Genomic DNA, 15199 nt, shown 5'->3' with positions numbered 1-15199 from the left:
CCGGCCGCACTCAGCCCGGGGGAGCGGTGCTCGCGCCGCGGGTGATGCGGTCGGCCTCGGCCGCCCGCTCCTGCTCGGTCATCGACAGCAGCACCTGCTGCCCGGCGGTGCCCAGCGGGATGAACGAGTACCGGCCGTTGGACGAGACCAGGGTCGGCGCGCCGAGCAGCGGCTCGAGCCCGTTCTCGATCTCCGCCCCGTTGTCCGGGGTGGCGTACCGGTCGACGACGATGCCGGTGAACCCGACGATCGCGATGTCCCGGACCATGTCCTCGGGCTGCTCCTGGCTGACGAACCAGGACCACTCCGTCTCCGGCCGGCCCTTGATGCCGCCCTCGGACCAGCGCAGCGTCGAGCTGTGCAGGTACAGCCGCAGCACGTCGTTGGTGGTCGCCCAGTGCAGGGCGTTGGACTCCGGCCAGGCCATGTACGGCACCTGGAAGATCGCGCCGCCGGGCTGCAGCGCCTCGATCGCGTCGACGAAGGACTGCTCGGCAAGCCAGTTGCTCTGCGCCGCCTCGTACTGCGGGATCGCCGAGTCCAGCGACTGGTCGGCGGTGCCGGCCACCAGCACCACGGTGGCCAGCAGCGGCACCAGCGCCCGACCGGTGCGCCGGCGGACCCGGGTGGCCAGACCCTGCAGCAGCAGCCCGACCGCGGCCAGCGAGAACAGCATGATGAAGATCGACATCCGGTTCCAGCCGCGGATGCTGTCGGTGCCGGCCAGCTCGATGAAGGACCCGAGGCCGCCGGTGGTGGCCATCAGGAAGCCGGACCAGGCGAGCACGGCGAGCTGGCCGAGCACCACCCCACGGCGGCGCTGGGCGGAGTCCTTCGGCGCCCGGTTCCAGCGGCCGATCAGGATCAGCGCCAGCACTCCGAGCAGCAGCAGGAAACCGATCGCGGCCACCGTGCCGAGGGCGGGGGCCTCGTCGCCGTACGGGAAGTCGGTGTTGAAGTTGTCCCGCAGCTCGGCCCAGGAGCTGATCGGGTGGCCGGTCGCCGGCAGCAGCAGCTCGGACAGCGTCAGCGCGTACAGCTCGGCGCCGTAGGGGTCGCGGCCCAGCGCGCCCGGGTTGTTGCCGAAGGCGGCCAGGTGCAGGAAGTCCGGCACCATCGGCGCCGCGGTGGTGATGACCACCAGCACCCCGGCCACCACCGCGCCGCCGAACCGGCGCATGTCCCGTCGCCGCAGCAGGGCGAACACGGTGGCCGCGCCGAGCAGGAAACCGGTGAACACCGCGTAGTAGGCGCCGGACAGCACCACCAGCACCAGGATGGCCGTGGTGACCGCGCCCCGGCCGGTGACCGCCCCGGCCACCGGGGTCAGCCAGGGTGCCCGGCCGTCCCAGCGGGGCGGGGTGCGGAAGCGGCGCAGGCCCCAGATCGGCCGGCCCTGCAGCACTCTCAGCACGATCCACATCGCCGGTGGCAGCAGCCAGTACTCGCCGAGGAAGAAGTGGGTCTCGTTGCGGTAGAAGTGGTACGGCGAGACGGAGAACAGCACCGACAGCGCCACGGCGAGCGGCACGGCCATCCCGCAGCGGCGGAAGAAGAACACCGCGGCCATGCCGGCCAGCGGGTAGCCGAGCACGTAGTAGATGTTGAAGACCAGCGGCCAGGAGTCGGCGGAGAACCCGATCCAGCCGAACATCTTGATGATGAACGGCTGCAGGTCGTCGGAGAACGGGTAGTCGTGGTACCGCTGGCCGTACGGCCAGCCCAGCCGGGGCTGGAACTCGTACCAGCCGGTCTCCAGCACCGTGCGGAAGTGGCCGGCGCTGCTGACCGAGTCGAGCCCGTAGTAGTAGGGGATCGACCAGTCGCCCCGCCACCAGCGGGTGATGATCGCGAAGGCGGCCGTGCTCAGCACCGCCGAGGTCAGGTAGGGCATCGCCCGGCGGAGCAGCCGCACCCAGCGGTTCTCCGCCGGCAGGTCCACCCGCTCCGGGATCGCGGTCGCGCTCATCGGCCGCTGCCCAGGATCTCGGCGGCGCGGGCGGCCCGCTGCGCGGCATCGCCGGCCGGTCCGCCCGGTCCCGCGACGGGAGCGAGATCGTAGAAGGCGTACCGGTTGTCCGGGCTGTTCAGGACCGGATCGCCGAGCACCTGCTGCAGCCCGCGTTCCAGCGCGGCGGCGCCGTCCTGGTAGGAGAAGCGGTCCACCACGATCCCGGCGAAGCCGAGGGACACCAGGTCCGTCGTCATCGTCGAGGTGCCCTCGGACACGACCATCGACGGCCAGTCGGTCTGCGGCCGGCCCTTGATGCCGCCCGCCGACCAGCGCAGCGTGTCCGAGTGCAGCCACAGCCGGAGCTGGTCGGCCTCCGGGATCCCGTTCAGCGGCTCCGATTCCGGGAAGGCCCGGTACGGCAGCTGGAAGATCATCGCCCCCTCGGGCAGCCGCTGTTCCAGGGCGGCGACGAACTGCGCATCGTTGTCCCAGGCGGTCTGTGCCTGCGCGTACGGCGGCACGGTGATCGTGAGGTCCTGGTCGCCGACGCCAACGATGAGCAGGGCAGCGGCCAGGCCGGCGGCGGTGATCCGCCGGGTGGCCTGACGGCCGGGACCGGGATCGTCGGCCCGGACGCGGCGTGCCCACCGGTCGGCCACCGCGTCCGACGCCAGGCCGGCCGCGGCCAGCCCGAGCAGCATCAGGAAGATGGACAGCCGGTTCCAGCCGCGGATGTTGTCGGTGACGAAGACGGCGATCAGCGTGCCCAGCCCGCCGAAGGTGCCGGCCAGCACCCCGACCCAGGTGAGCAGCGCCAGGTCGGTGAGGGTGCGGCGGCGCGGGGACGTCCGGCGTTCGCCCGCCGGCCGCGGCCCGGCGGCCCGGACCAGCGGCAGCAGCAGCAGTGCGACGAACCCGACGGAGGCGATGGTGCCCAGCGCCGGCAGCTCGGAGCTGTACGGGAAGTTGGTGATGTACTTCTCGCGCAGTGCCGCGAGCGAGTCGACCGGGTGGCCGGGCGCGGGCAGCACCAGCGCGATGATCTTGAACGCCAGCGTCATCGCCTCGGACGGCTGCCGGGTGAGGGCCCCGGTGTCGGCACCGTTGGCCGCGGCGTAGATCCGGTCCGGCAGCATCGCCAGGAACTCGACCACGCCGATCAGCACCACGGCCGCCACCCCGCCGAGGGTGCGCCGCAGGTCCCGGGTGCGGATGGCACCGGCGATCACCGCGGGGATCAGCAGCACCACGGTGAACAGCCCGTAGTAGGCCGACGACAGGGTGACCAGGACGAGCATCAGGACCGTGCCGGCACCGCGGCCGGTCAGCACGTCGAGCACCCGGGGTGCCCCGGCCCGCCGGCCCCACAGCGGCCGCCCGCGCAGCGCGTCCAGCACCACGCCGAGGCCGAGCGGGACCGCCCAGTATGACGCCAGGTACAGGTGGTTCTCGTTGCGGACGAAGTGGTACGGCGCCACCGCGAACAGGGTGGCCAGCGCGACGGCGGTGAACCCGCGCAGCCCGCACCGGCGCAGGAACCACAGGGCGGTCAGCGCCGCCAGCGGGAAACCGATGACGTAGTACAGGTTGAAGACCACCGGGGCGTTGCCGGTGAACAGCCCGAACACCTTGAACAGCGCCGGGTGCAGGTCGTCGGAGAGCGGGTAGTCGGAGTAGTGCTGGCCGTAGGGGGCGCCGAGATCCGGCTGGTACTCGTACCACCCGGTCTGCAGGGTGGTCTTCACGTGGGCGAGCGAGGCCACCGCGTCGCCGGAGTAGTAGAACGGCACCGACCAGCGCGCCTCCCACAGGCGCAGGTAGACGATCGCCACCGCGGTGGCGATCGCGCCGGCGGCGAGGTAGTGGCGGAGGTCGGAGCGTGCCCACCGCGCGCGCCAGGGATCGGCTCCGGCGGTGGGCTGCCGGAGCTCGGTGTCGGGGGTCAGCATCTGCCGGCGAAGGTCGCCAGGTGCAGGCCACGGATGGTCGCGTCGATCCCGGCGGGCAGCGTGGTGAGCGGCCGCCGGTCGATCTCCGGCCACACCACCGACCGCAGACGCAGGTCGCGGGCCTGGAACCGCGCGGTGTCCGAGGACCCGAGAACGACCTTGGGGGTGCGCTTGAACAGCCGCCGGCACTCCCCGAGCAGCGCGCCGATGGTCGTGCCCTGGCCGGACGCGAGGATCTTCACCACGGCGCCAGGGTTCCCGGTGTCGGTGCCGACTGTGCTCGTGACGGTGCTGTCGGCGACGGTGTCGCACCGGTCGAGCAGGTCGAGCACCATCCGGGCGCAGTCGTCGACGAAGAGGTAGTCGCGCACGGTGTCCAGCGGGACGAACACCGACAGCGGGCGGCGCTCCAGGTGCGCCCGGCACAGGTGGGACACCAGGCCCTGGCCCTTGTTCATGTCCTGGCCCGGCCCGTAGAGGTTCGCGATCCGGCCCAGCACCACCCGGTGACCGGTGCGCCGGGCGAAGTCGTCGGCCGCCTGCTCCATCTCCACCTTCGCCCGGCCGTAGGGGGCCAGCGGGGCGACCGCGGACCGCTCGGTGAACGGCGCGCCGGCGGCGCCGGCGTAGAGCGCTCCGGCGGAGGAGGCCACGAAGACGCTGCCCCGGGTGCCGACGGAGCGGGCGGCCAGGTCGTCCAGGAAGGTCCGGAAGACCCGCACCTCCTGTCGCAGCGCTTCCGCGGTGCTACCGGTGACCCCGCCGCCGGCGCACCAGGCGATCCGCCAACCGCCGTCACCGGCGTCCAGCATCCGGTCGATGTCGCCGGTCAGCACCCGGCGGGTCGGGTCGGCCTCGGTCCACGGCACCTCGGAGGTGAGCACCGGCAGCCGGCGCGCGAGCGCGGCACGGCGCACCGCGCCGCCGAGAAGTCCGCCGGCACCGAGGATCCAGGTCGGCCGGGTGGTCACGGGCGTCCCGAGCCGCTCGTCGTCCGGGCCCCGGTGCGGTCCGCGGTGGGCGGCGCCGGGGCCGCCGGCGGGACGGGCGGCAGGGTCCGGCCGAGCGGTCCGTCGTCCGGGTCGGTGACGATCAGGTACAGCGGTTTGCCCATCGCCATGTTGACCGAGGTGCCGATGTACTCGGCGATCACCCCGAGGGAGAACAGGATCGCGCCGCTGCAGACCAGCAGCACCACCATCAGCGACGGCCAGCCGGCCGGGGTGGTGCTGTCCCAGAACAGCCGCGCGGCCAGCAGGTAGATCGCCAGCAGGCCGCCGCCGACGGCGAACACGCCGCCCAGGATGCTGACCAGCCGGAGGGCGCCGGTGCCGCTGGTGATCACCATGCGCCAGAAGTGCGACATCAGGGTGCGGAAGCGGTAGCCGGACGGCCGGTCGCCCTCGGCGCGCAACGTCACCGGAGCGGTGACCACCCGGCGCGCCACCCAGCCCAGCGCCACGTCCAGGTAGACGCCGGCGCCGGCGTAGGCGGCCACACTGCGGCCGATCCCGCCGAGCACCAACCGGAACGACTGGTAGTCCCCGGCGTGGGTGCTGCCGGAACTCAGGTGGACCAGCCGCTTGGCGGCCCGGCTCTGCACGTTCCGGACCAGGCCGTGCGGGGGAGCGTTCACCGGGCGGCCGTAGACCACGTCGGCCCGCTCCCGCATCGCGACGTCGAGCATCCCGGGGACGGCGGACGGATCGTGCTGACCGTCCTCGTCCATGGTGATGATCCAGTCGCCGCCGGAGGAGGCCATGCCGGCCAGGGTGGCTGGGTGCTGGCCGTAGTTCCGGCTCAGCCAGACCGGGCGGACCACCTCGTGCCGGTCGGACAGGGTGCGGATGACCGACCCGGACCGGTCCGGCCCGTTGTCGTCGACCAGCAGGATCTCCTCGACCACGGCGCGGTGCCCGTCGGGGGTGGTGAACTCGGTGGTCCACGGCAGCAGCTCGTCGACCAGCGCGGCGAGGGTCTTCTCACCCTGGTACACCGGGACGACCACGGAGAGCGTGTGCACCCCTTGCGCCGGTGCCGCGTTCTCCTCCGGCATGGGCGAAGTGTAACCGGCAGGTCGGGCCTGCTCCCGCGCTTCCGGTCGGGGAGGTTCCGTGGTTCTGGGAGGATGCCGGGCATGGACGCCAGCGAACGGGGACCGGGCACCGCCGGCGAGGACTACGCCGAGCGGCTCAACAAGCTGCAGGGCAAGTGGTGGAAGAAGCTGCTGCCGGTCCAGGCGCCGTACCACTGGAACATGCGCCGCCGGCTCGGCGGCCGCACCCTCGACGTCGGCTGCGGGAACGGCCGGAACCTGGCCGCCCTCGGGCCCGGGTCGGTCGGGGTGGACCACAACCCGCACCTGGTGCAGGACTGCCGGGCACTGGGGCTGCGGGCGTACACCACCGAGGAGTTCTTCGCCGATCCGGTGCTGTCGGCGCCCCGCAACTACGACTCGCTGCTGGCCGCGCACCTGATCGAGCATCTCGAGGTCGAGCAGGCTCGCGAGGTCCTCGGCTCCTACCTCCCGCTGGTCCGGCCGGGCGGGCGCATCCTGTTCGTCACCCCGCAGGAGCGTGGCTACGCCTCCGACCCGACGCACCTGGTCTTCACCGACTTCACCGCCCTCGCCGCGATCTCCGACGACCTGGGCCTGCGCACCGTCAAGCAGTACTCCTTCCCCTTCCCCCGCCGCCTGGGCAAGGCCTTCATCTACAACGAGTTCAACCACGTCGCCGAGCAGCCGCGGGTCTGAGCGGCAGGCGACAACCCGGTGGCTGCCCGTCGACGTGGATCCGAGTTCAACCACGTCGCCGAGCAGCCGAGAGGCTGAGCGGTAGCGAGAACCGGTGGCCGCCCGTTGCCACCCGCACCTCACTGCCTTCGCGGTCCCTTCAGCGACAGCGAATGTGGTTGAAAGGACCGGGAAGTCGAGTCCGATCGGACTCAGCGGTCGGGACTGCCGGCCTGCGACTCTCACGGAGTTGAATCACGTCGCCGAGCAGGCGCGGAGGTGAAGTGCGACCGCGGTGCGGGAGCCGTCTCCTGCGGATTCCGCCAGTCGCGGTGGAACACCAGGCATGCGGCGATGTGGCATTCCCACAAACGCCCCGGAACCGGGCCTCCTGCGTTCGCGATCGTTCTGCTGTAGTCGGATCGGCACTGCGATGTGCCCTGGGAGTCGGCCGCCCTGCACCGCCGCCCGGACACCGATCAGCGACGATCCACTCCCGAAGCGAGGCAACCCATCATGATGACCGGCGAGGAGTACCGGCAGTCGATCCGCGACGGCCGTGCGACCTACTACAAGGGCAAGCGGATCGACGACATCACCCTCGAGCCCGAGATGAGCTCGGTGGTGGACCTCGTCGCGGCCGGCTACGACCGCTGGTACGACCCGGATGCTGCCCGGCACCCGCTGATGAGCCCGCCGCGCTCGGTCGAGGAGATGCGCGAGCGCATCCCCGTCTTCGAGACCCTGGACGTCATGACGGACGCCAGCTACCAGAGCTTCTCCACGCTGGTCACGGCCGCCGGGCGGCTGCGGGCGGACAACCCGGACATCGCCGACCGGATCCTGGCCTACGTCGACTCGGCGCAGGCGAAGGACATCCGCATCACCGAGTGCATCACCGATTCCAAGGGTGATCGCAGTCTGAAGCCCTCGGCGCAGGTGGATCCCGACCAGTACCTGCACGTGGTCGACCGGCAGGCCGACGGGGTGGTGGTCCGCGGGGCCAAGCTGCACATCACCGGGGCCTCGTTCGGGCACGACCTGATGGCGATTCCCACAAAGCGCATGCGTCCCGGTGAGGACGAGTACTCGATCGCCTGCATGGTGCCGGTGAACTCGCCCGGGGTGAAGATCGTCAATGTCGGCTTCCCGCCGAAGACCGACGACCCGCGCGACCAGCCGGCGACCTGGGCGCACAACATGTTCGACGGGTTCGTGATCTTCGACGACGTCTTCGTGCCCAACGAGCGGATCCTGCTGGACGGAAAACCCGAACTGGCGGCGATCTTCGCCCACTCGCTGGGGCTCTGGGAGCGACTCGGTGGCGTCACCTACATGGCCGACCAGGCCGACGAGGTCGTCGGTCTGGCACTGCTGATCGCCGAGGCGAACGGTCTGGCGAAGATCTCGCACGTGCGGGAGAAGATCGACGAGCTGGCGATCCACGCGACGATGCTGCGGGCCGGGCTGGAAGCGGCGGTGACCAATGCGCACTCCACGCCGGAGGGCTACTTCTATCCGGACGAGCTGTACACCAACGCCGCGAAGTACCAGGGCGCGACGATGTACGGCACCATGATCCGCCACCTGCTCGACATCGCCGGTGGCAGCGTGTTCACCGTCCCGGCCATGGCCGACTTCGACAACCCGGACGTCGGCGACAACCTCCGCAAGTACATGGCCACCGGCAACGCATCGCCGGACGGCCTCTACCGTGCGCGGTTGTTCGCCACCATCCGCAACCTGACCTCCGACGACTTCGGCGGCTGGCGCCTGGTGGCGATGCTGCAGAGCGGCGGCGGGCTGTTCGCGCAGCGGATCGTGGCCCGGGGGAAGTACGACTTCGAGGCGGCCCGTCACCGCGGCCTCAAGGCCGCCGGCCTGCTGGAGGGCGATCACTGATCCACGACCGGGCACCGGACCGGTGACCCGGTACGGTGCCCGGATCCCGGTGCGGATCCGGGACCGAAGGCATCGGTGGGCGACGGGAAAGGTCCCGGATCCGGTGCCCGAAGGTGCCTCAGCCGCGGGCGACGGCGGCGGCGACCAGGGTGGTGACGGAGGCGTCGGTTCCCGGCGGGAGGGCGTCGACCGGCCAGAAGCGGAGGTCGTCGGACTCGTCGCTGATCACCGCGACCGCGCCGGGCGGTGCGGTGACCAGGAACCGGACGTCGAAGTGCCGGGTGGGGATGCCCAGCGAGCAGGTGATCGGGTGCACGTCCAGGTCGAGCGGCGCGGGATCCATGACCAGGCCGTCGATCCCGGATTCCTCGGTGGCCTCCCGGAAGGCTGCGGCGGCCAGCGAGGAGTCGCCGTCCTCGCAGTGCCCGCCCAGCTGCAGCCAGCGGCCGACCCGCGGGTGCAGGGTCAGCAGCACCGAGCGGCGGTCGGCCGACATCACCACCGCGCTGGCGGTCAGGTGCCCCGGCGCGCAGGATCGCGCGGTGGCGTCCGGCCGGGCGGCGAGGAACCCGAGATAGGCCTCCCGCAGCGAGAACTGGCCGTGCGACGGCGGTGTCCAGGCGGACAGCGTCGCGAAGGCGTCGGCGTGCAGCTCGGCGTGGGTCATCGCTGCACCCAGGCATCGCCCGGCACCACCGGCGGACGCGGTGCGAAGCCGTCCTCCGGTTGCCCGATCCCGATGCCGCCCAACGGTTCCCAGTCGTCCGGCAGGTCGAGTACCCGCCGGACCACGTCCGGGACGAAGATGGTCGACGAGATCCAGGCAGAGCCAAGGCCTTCCGCGGCCAGCGCGATCAGCAACGCCTGCACCGCGGCACCGCCGGCGACGGTGAACATGGTGCGTTCCGCGGACCGGCGGCGGTCGTCCGGGTAGTCGTGCCGGCCGTCGCCGGTGACGAACGGGACCACGATCTCGGTCGCATCGGCCAGCACCCGGCCGCGCGCGGTCCGCCGCTCGATGCGCTCGTGATCCCAGCCGTCCGCCGCCAGATCGGTGCGCCACTGCTGCGCCATCGCGTCGAGCAGCTCCTGCCGCTTCTCCCGCACGTGCACGAACCGGACGGGCCGGGTGTGGTGCGGCGCCGGCGCCGTCAGCGCGATCCCGACACACCGGGCCAGCACCTCGTCGTCGACCGGCTCCCCGGTGAAGAACCGGACGGTCCGGCGCAGCAGCACCGCCTCCCGGCGGCCGCGCTCGATCGCCAGGTCCGTGCCCAGCCGGAACAGGTCCTCCTCCGGCCCGCGGATCAGGCTGCGGGCACCGTCGAACACGCCGCCCGGCGCGTCCAGCCCCCGCAGCACGGCCACCGGCACCCCGGACAGCTTGCCCTTGACCAGGTCTCCGGCGGCGGCGAGCTCGTCGCCGATCGCGACCTGGGTCACCACCAGCTCGTTGCCGAACTCGTCCACCCCACCCCGGTGGTCGTCCAGGATCGGCAGTCCGGCGGCGCCGATGGCGACATCGGTCACGCCGTTGCGCCACGCCCGACCCTGGGTGTCGGTGACGACCACGCCCACCCGCAGGCCGCGGTCGGCGAACGCGGCGACCAGCGCGGCGGCCGAGGCGTCGGGATCCACCGGCAGCAGGGCGATCTCGTCCGTCCGGACGTTGCTCGCGTCGATGCCGGCCGCGGCGGCGACGATGCCGAGGCTGTTCTCGACGATCTTGGTGCGGCCCATCTGCGCCACCAGGCGCACGGTGTGCTCGTCGATCAGCTCCCGGCGGAACGCATCCCGCGCCTCCGGGTCGGACGGGGCCGGGACCAGCCGGCCCTCCACCTTGGACAGCACCTTCGAGGTGACGACCAGCACGTCGCCGTCCTGAAGCCACGGTGCGGCCTCCGCCAGGGCTCCGGCGAGGTCGTCGCCCGGCCGGAAGTCGGGCAGCCCGCGGACGGGCAGCACCTGCAGGCCGTCGGCGGCGGGGGCGGGACCGGGTCCGGTCATCGGGTCAGCTCCAGGCAGGCGGCGACCATGGCGGCGGTCGCGGACGGGTCGGTCATCAGCAGCGGTGCGCGGCCGACCTTCACCCCGGGGATGGTCGCGGAGTCCGATTCGGCGATCAGCCAGCCGTCGAGCAGGCCGCCCTCGGATCGCCCGCCGTAGTGCCGCCCGACGGCCTCCGCGGTGCTGTCCACCTTGATCGCGGCCAGGCAGGAATCTGCGTGACCACGCACCGGCGCCCCGCCGATCAACGGTGAGACCCCCACCACCGGAGCGGATGTCGCCCGCACGGCGTCGGCGATCCCGGGCACGGCGAGCACGGTGCCGATCGACACCACCGGGTTGGACGGGGCGAAGAGCACCAGGTCGGCCCCGGCGATGGCGTCCAGCACCCCGGGTGCCGGGCGCGACTCCTCCGCGCCGATCGGGGTGATGGAGTGCGCGGGCAGGGCGGCGCCGTACCGGATCCACCACTCCTGGAAGTGCAGGGCCACCAGCGAACCGTCCTGCGCCTCGGGATCGTCGACCACCACGTGGGTCTCGACCCGGTCCTCGGTCATCGGCAGCAGGGTCGCGCCCGGTCGCCAGCGGGCGGCCAGGGCCGCCGTGACCTGGCCGAGCGGGTAGCCGGCGTCCAGCATCCGGGTGCGGATCAGGTGAGTGGCGATGTCCCGGTCACCCAGCGAGAACCAGGGCGCTTCCGCGCCGTACCCGGCGAGTTCCTCCGACACCGACCAGGTCTCGCCCTTGCGGCCCCAGCCGCGCTCCAGGTCGGAGATGCCGGCCAGCGTGTAGAGGCAGGAGTCGAGGTCGGTGCAGACCTGCAGGCCGTGCAGCCGGATGTCGTCGGCGGTGTTGACCACCGCGGTGACGGTGCCGGAACCCTCCGGCGCGGGTGGCGAGTCGGGGCCGCCGAACGCGGGCAGTCCGACGAACTCCTTGACCCCCAGCAGGAAACGGGCGCCGCCGACCCCTCCGGTCAGCACGGTGATGTTCACGGCGTCCGATCCTGCCAGACCCGGGATGCGGCCCGGTCCCGGCGGCGACCGGGCGGCCCCGTCCGCGGGCTCAGAACCTCCGGTGTCAGAACCGCCAGAACTGGAACAGGCTCTGCCCGACCGCCGCTGCGTACTCGTCGCCGCCGAAGAGCTCGAACAGCCCGAAGGCCGGGCTGAACAGTGCGGCACTGATCTGCGGGACCGTCCAGATCAGCGCGAAGAGGATCAGCGGTGCCCACGGGCGGATCGGTGCGATCCGCCGGTTGAACTGCGGCGAGAGGTAGGGGGAGAGGATGCCGAACCCGTCGAAGCCGGGGATCGGCAGCACGTTCAGGATCGCCGTGACGAACTGCAGCACCGCGAGGAAGGACAGCGCGGCGGCCAGCCCGGTGAAGGAGTTGCTGCCCACCATGGAACCGGCGGCCAGCGTGCAGATCACCCCGAGGACGAAGTTGGTCAGCGGTCCGGCCGCGGACACCAGCGACGACCAGGCCCGCGACCGCAGCCGGTGGCTCTCGATCAGCACGGCGCCGCCGGGCAGCGGGATGCCGCCGACGGCCAGCAGCACCAGCGGGATGATCAGGCTGAAGACCGGGTCGGTGTAACGCAGCGGGTTGAGGGTGAGGTAGCCGCGGGCCCGGACGCTGGTGTCCCCGCCGGCCAGTGCGACCACCGAGTGTGCGAACTCGTGCAGGCACAGGCTGACCACCCAGCCGGCGATGACGGTGAGGAAGACCCACACCCCCAGCGGCGTGTTCCCGCCGTCGGCCAACAGGCCGGCGACGATGCCCACGAGCAGGACGCCGGGGAAGATCAGGGCGCCCACGGCGGGGCGGCGGAGAGCTCCGGTCATCCGGCCAGTGTCCCGTGCGGTGGGCTCCCTGCCGTCAGGCGGGGCCGCGGCCCGGGCAGCGGTCGACACAATGCGCCCGGAGAAGGACGGCCCGCGCAGTGAGCCGGCCGGCAGAGTCCTGCCCGAACGTATCCGGACCTGCGAAGGGTTCACGTCGGCCCGCTGGCCCGCTCCCGGGCCGAAAAAGCGACGGCCCGTGTGGCCAGAAGGACCCGGAACGAACCGCGACCGCCGATCGAGGCATCCGCAGCGCGGCGTCGGTGGGTCGGCGGTGGGCCGGTCGTGTGCCGGGTGGATCGCGTTCCGATGATTCGGCTGCCGCCGGTTGCGCTGTACGGCGTTCGGCCGCCGGTTTCGTGCCATCGATCCACGTAGCGTGTTCACCCGATTGCTCGCGGTCATCTTGTCCGCACGATCAGGGGAAAGCCGGAAATAGCACGAGACCGGCTTGACTCGCTGCGGGACACACCTGTGTAATCACATCGATGTGATTCACGGGTGTCCGGCGCGAGCTGGCCGCGGCTTTCACGACAGGAGCGTCCCGAGCCCGATCCCGAGGGACCGGCGTGGGGAACGCTCCTGGACGACCACCGGCCCACCATGGCGAAAGGACTCGACGCGTGTCGAACCTGGGGGATGCCACGGTCCACTTCCTCGGCCTGCCCGACGCCCAGGAACCGGACGAGAACGAATGGCACGAACGGGCACTGTGCTCGCAGACCGATCCCGAGGCCTTCTTCCCGGAGAAGGGCGGATCGACCCGCGAGGCGAAGAAGATCTGCACCGGCTGCGAGGTCCGGGCCGAGTGCCTGTCCTATGCGCTGGCCAACGACGAGCGGTTCGGCATCTGGGGCGGGATGTCCGAGCGCGAGCGTCGGAAGCTGAAGCGCCGCGCCGTCTGATCCGGCGCCGTCTGATCCGCGCGGCGGGTGGGGCCGGACCGAGCCTTCCGAGCCGGGTTCAGACCGCCGCGTTGCGACCGGCGGACGGATCACCAGTGACCGGGATGTGCTGACGGGCCTGTCGACCACGAGCGATCCGGTGCGTTGCGCCACGTGTCGCGTGGCTGACAGCAACGGATCTGCCGACATCACCGGGTGGGCCCACCATCAGTCCGAGGGGCTTGCCTGATCCGGTGCATTGCGCCACGTCCCACGGGGCCCACAGCAACAGGTCTGCCGGAAGCCCGCGGCTGCGCCCACGTCTGCCGGGGGCCTTGCCTGATCCGTTGCGTTGCGCCACGTTCGGCGTGGCTGACAGCAACAGATCTGCCGACATCCCCGGTGGGGCCCACCATCGGTCCGAGGGGCTTGCCTGATCCGGTGCGCTGCGCCACGTCCCGTGAGGTTGACGGCAACGGATCTGCAGGACTCCCGCAGCCCTAACCCGCGTCGCCGCCGCCGAGCACTGCCGAGATCTGCTCGGCCAGCACCTCGGCCACCAGGTCGGCCAGGTCACCGGAATCCCCGGCCCGCAGTTCCAGCGGACGTCGGTAGACGACGATCCGGGCCCGGGTGGCACGTCCCCGGGAGTCGACGCCCGGCGGGGTGAACCGGGTGAGCGGCACGCCGCCGTCGAGCACGATGTCCTGGTGCGGCACGATCGGCCCGGCCGGGACCGGCGGCACGTCGTCGACGGCGAAGTCGATCGATGCGATGTCCTTGGGCCAGCGCAGTTCCATCTCCGCGGCGGCATCGAGCACGGCCTGGTCGAACTGCTCGGCCCGGGTGCGGGCGCCGGGCAGGTCCGCCCGCATCAAAGGAGTGCGCAGCCCGCGGCCGTGCCGGTCCCGTCGCACCCGGGCCCGCCGGCCGGCGGCGTGCTCGCGGGCCCGCTCGGGATCCCGCTCCGCTGCGGCCGCCTCGGTTCCCGAGGTACCGGCCGGGGCCGCGACCACCCGATCACGTGCGGCACCACCGGTCTCGGACGCGCCGGGTCCGAGGGCACCGGTTGCCGACCCGACGGAACGATCGGCACCGGCAGCCCGCCCGACGGAACGTCCCGCGGGGGCACCCGACAATTCGGAACCGCCGGCCGCTGTGGCCTCGGGACCGTCGGCCCCACCGTTCGGGCGCCCGGTCCCGTCAGGCCCGGTGGCGTCGGGTCCGGGTGCGGCAGGCGGGGGCATGGGAGCGAAGTGTACGAGTCCGGCGTGCCGCGAACGGGCGCGGCACACAGGTGCACTAACGTGCGGCGGGTGAGATCGCGACGTTGTTCCAGGACCGGGTGCATGGAGCCCGCTGTCGCGACCCTGACCTACGCCTACGCCGACTCGACCGCCGTGGTGGGTCCGCTGGCGACAGCGGCCGAACCGCACTCCTACGACCTCTGCTCGCGGCATGCGCTCCGGCTCACCGCGCCCAAGGGCTGGGAGGTCGTGCGTCCGGACGCCGAGCTCGGCCCGGTCGGCCCCGGCCCGGACGATCTCGAGGCGCTGGCCAACGCCGTCCGCGAGGCCGGCCGCATCGAGCGCCCGGCGGAGAACGAGCACCAGGTCACCGGCCGTCGCGGACACCTGCGCGTCGTCCGCGACTGAGCACCTCGCCGCTGCACTCCTCGCTGCCGGCTTCCTTGCTTCCGCACTTCTTGCTGCTTCTGTTCTTGCCGCTGCTCTTCCTACCGCCGAATTCCGACTGAACTCCAGTCGGACGTCCGGCGCCGGGCCGACCCGTTCGCGGCACACCCGGGGCGCGACGCACCCGGACTGCTCCGGGGCGTCCCGGTGACGCGGAGCGAGCCCGTTCCCGAAAGGGTTCACCCGACCGGGTGTGAGCGAGAACTGTGCTGCGGACGGCGTTCGCCCGA

At 72.1% G+C, this 15199-nt stretch carries 13 protein-coding genes; 4 read left to right on the top strand and 9 right to left on the bottom strand.

The window, feature by feature from the left end:
* Positions 1-10: 10 nt before the first annotated feature.
* The 4 genes from GIS00_RS09140 to GIS00_RS09125 are packed head-to-tail and all read right to left on the bottom strand — an operon-like array spanning position 11 to position 5959.
* Positions 11-1969, bottom strand: coding sequence for a hypothetical protein (locus GIS00_RS09140; RefSeq protein WP_154768135.1), 1959 nt, complete (start codon positions 1967-1969; stop codon positions 11-13).
* Positions 1966-3903 (bottom strand): hypothetical protein, encoded by a 1938-nt coding sequence (locus GIS00_RS09135; protein ID WP_154768134.1) that lies wholly within the window; start codon positions 3901-3903, stop codon positions 1966-1968. Before GIS00_RS09135 ends, GIS00_RS09140 begins: the two co-directional genes overlap by 4 nt.
* Positions 3897-4874, bottom strand: coding sequence for an NAD-dependent epimerase/dehydratase family protein (locus GIS00_RS09130; protein ID WP_322097758.1), 978 nt, complete (start codon positions 4872-4874; stop codon positions 3897-3899). The genes GIS00_RS09135 and GIS00_RS09130 overlap by 7 nt, the downstream gene beginning before the upstream one ends.
* Positions 4871-5959, bottom strand: coding sequence for a glycosyltransferase (locus tag GIS00_RS09125; protein WP_154768133.1), 1089 nt, complete (start codon positions 5957-5959; stop codon positions 4871-4873). Before GIS00_RS09125 ends, GIS00_RS09130 begins: the two co-directional genes overlap by 4 nt.
* A gap of 81 nt (positions 5960-6040) precedes the next feature.
* Between GIS00_RS09125 and GIS00_RS09120 the strand changes: the two genes are divergently transcribed.
* The gene (locus GIS00_RS09120) at positions 6041-6658 is read left to right on the top strand and encodes a class I SAM-dependent methyltransferase (protein ID WP_154768132.1); all 618 of its coding nucleotides are present in this window, start codon (positions 6041-6043) and stop codon (positions 6656-6658) included.
* A 495-nt stretch (positions 6659-7153) separates the two neighbouring features.
* On the top strand, positions 7154-8539 hold the full coding sequence (locus tag GIS00_RS09115) for a 4-hydroxyphenylacetate 3-hydroxylase N-terminal domain-containing protein (RefSeq protein ID WP_154768131.1): 1386 nt from the start codon (positions 7154-7156) through the stop codon (positions 8537-8539).
* A 118-nt stretch (positions 8540-8657) separates the two neighbouring features.
* Here GIS00_RS09115 and GIS00_RS09110 read toward each other — a convergent pair whose 3' ends face one another.
* The 4 genes from GIS00_RS09110 to GIS00_RS09095 all read right to left on the bottom strand — a co-directional run bounded on the left by GIS00_RS09110 (position 8658) and on the right by GIS00_RS09095 (position 12394).
* The gene (locus GIS00_RS09110; protein WP_154768130.1) at positions 8658-9206 is read right to left on the bottom strand and encodes an NUDIX hydrolase; all 549 of its coding nucleotides are present in this window, start codon (positions 9204-9206) and stop codon (positions 8658-8660) included.
* A complete protein-coding gene (locus GIS00_RS09105; protein WP_154768129.1) occupies positions 9203-10546 on the bottom strand; it encodes a coenzyme F420-0:L-glutamate ligase in 1344 nt (447 codons plus the stop codon). Before GIS00_RS09105 ends, GIS00_RS09110 begins: the two co-directional genes overlap by 4 nt.
* Entirely contained in the window at positions 10543-11541 is a 999-nt protein-coding gene (cofD, locus tag GIS00_RS09100; protein ID WP_322097757.1) for a 2-phospho-L-lactate transferase, read from the bottom strand. Before cofD ends, GIS00_RS09105 begins: the two co-directional genes overlap by 4 nt.
* An 85-nt stretch (positions 11542-11626) precedes the next feature.
* Positions 11627-12394 (bottom strand): site-2 protease family protein, encoded by a 768-nt coding sequence (locus GIS00_RS09095; RefSeq protein ID WP_154768128.1) that lies wholly within the window; start codon positions 12392-12394, stop codon positions 11627-11629.
* 659 nt (positions 12395-13053) lie between these two features.
* On the opposite strand from GIS00_RS09095, the gene GIS00_RS09090 reads away from it, so the two are divergent.
* A complete protein-coding gene (locus GIS00_RS09090; RefSeq protein ID WP_196073221.1) occupies positions 13054-13296 on the top strand; it encodes a WhiB family transcriptional regulator in 243 nt (80 codons plus the stop codon).
* Positions 13297-13775: 479 nt separating this feature from the next.
* On the opposite strand, the gene GIS00_RS28895 is transcribed toward GIS00_RS09090, so the two are convergent.
* Complete coding sequence (locus GIS00_RS28895; protein ID WP_154768331.1) at positions 13776-14150, bottom strand: metallopeptidase family protein; 375 nt, start codon at positions 14148-14150, stop codon at positions 13776-13778.
* A gap of 441 nt (positions 14151-14591) precedes the next feature.
* On the opposite strand from GIS00_RS28895, the gene GIS00_RS28890 reads away from it, so the two are divergent.
* Complete coding sequence (locus tag GIS00_RS28890; protein WP_407666811.1) at positions 14592-14930, top strand: DUF3499 domain-containing protein; 339 nt, start codon at positions 14592-14594, stop codon at positions 14928-14930.
* Positions 14931-15199 lie beyond the last annotated feature (269 nt).

The sequence above is a fragment of the Nakamurella alba genome, assembly GCF_009707545.1.
Classification (GTDB): domain Bacteria; phylum Actinomycetota; class Actinomycetes; order Mycobacteriales; family Nakamurellaceae; genus Nakamurella; species Nakamurella alba.
This window is presented reverse-complemented; position numbering and strand designations above follow the sequence as displayed.

Excerpts from the sequence above, each read along its gene's own strand:
- GIS00_RS09140 (WP_154768135.1), bottom strand. The coding sequence starts at position 1,969 with ATGAGCGCGACCGCGATCCCGGAGCGGGTGGACCTGCCGGCGGAGAAC.
- GIS00_RS09135 (WP_154768134.1), bottom strand. The coding sequence starts at position 3,903 with ATGCTGACCCCCGACACCGAGCTCCGGCAGCCCACCGCCGGAGCCGAT.
- GIS00_RS09125 (WP_154768133.1), bottom strand. The coding sequence starts at position 5,959 with ATGCCGGAGGAGAACGCGGCACCGGCGCAAGGGGTGCACACGCTCTCC.
- GIS00_RS09120 (WP_154768132.1), top strand. The coding sequence starts at position 6,041 with ATGGACGCCAGCGAACGGGGACCGGGCACCGCCGGCGAGGACTACGCC.
- GIS00_RS09115 (WP_154768131.1), top strand. The coding sequence starts at position 7,154 with ATGATGACCGGCGAGGAGTACCGGCAGTCGATCCGCGACGGCCGTGCG.
- GIS00_RS09110 (WP_154768130.1), bottom strand. The coding sequence starts at position 9,206 with ATGACCCACGCCGAGCTGCACGCCGACGCCTTCGCGACGCTGTCCGCC.
- GIS00_RS09105 (WP_154768129.1), bottom strand. The coding sequence starts at position 10,546 with ATGACCGGACCCGGTCCCGCCCCCGCCGCCGACGGCCTGCAGGTGCTG.
- GIS00_RS09095 (WP_154768128.1), bottom strand. The coding sequence starts at position 12,394 with ATGACCGGAGCTCTCCGCCGCCCCGCCGTGGGCGCCCTGATCTTCCCC.
- GIS00_RS28895 (WP_154768331.1), bottom strand. The coding sequence starts at position 14,150 with ATGCGGGCGGACCTGCCCGGCGCCCGCACCCGGGCCGAGCAGTTCGAC.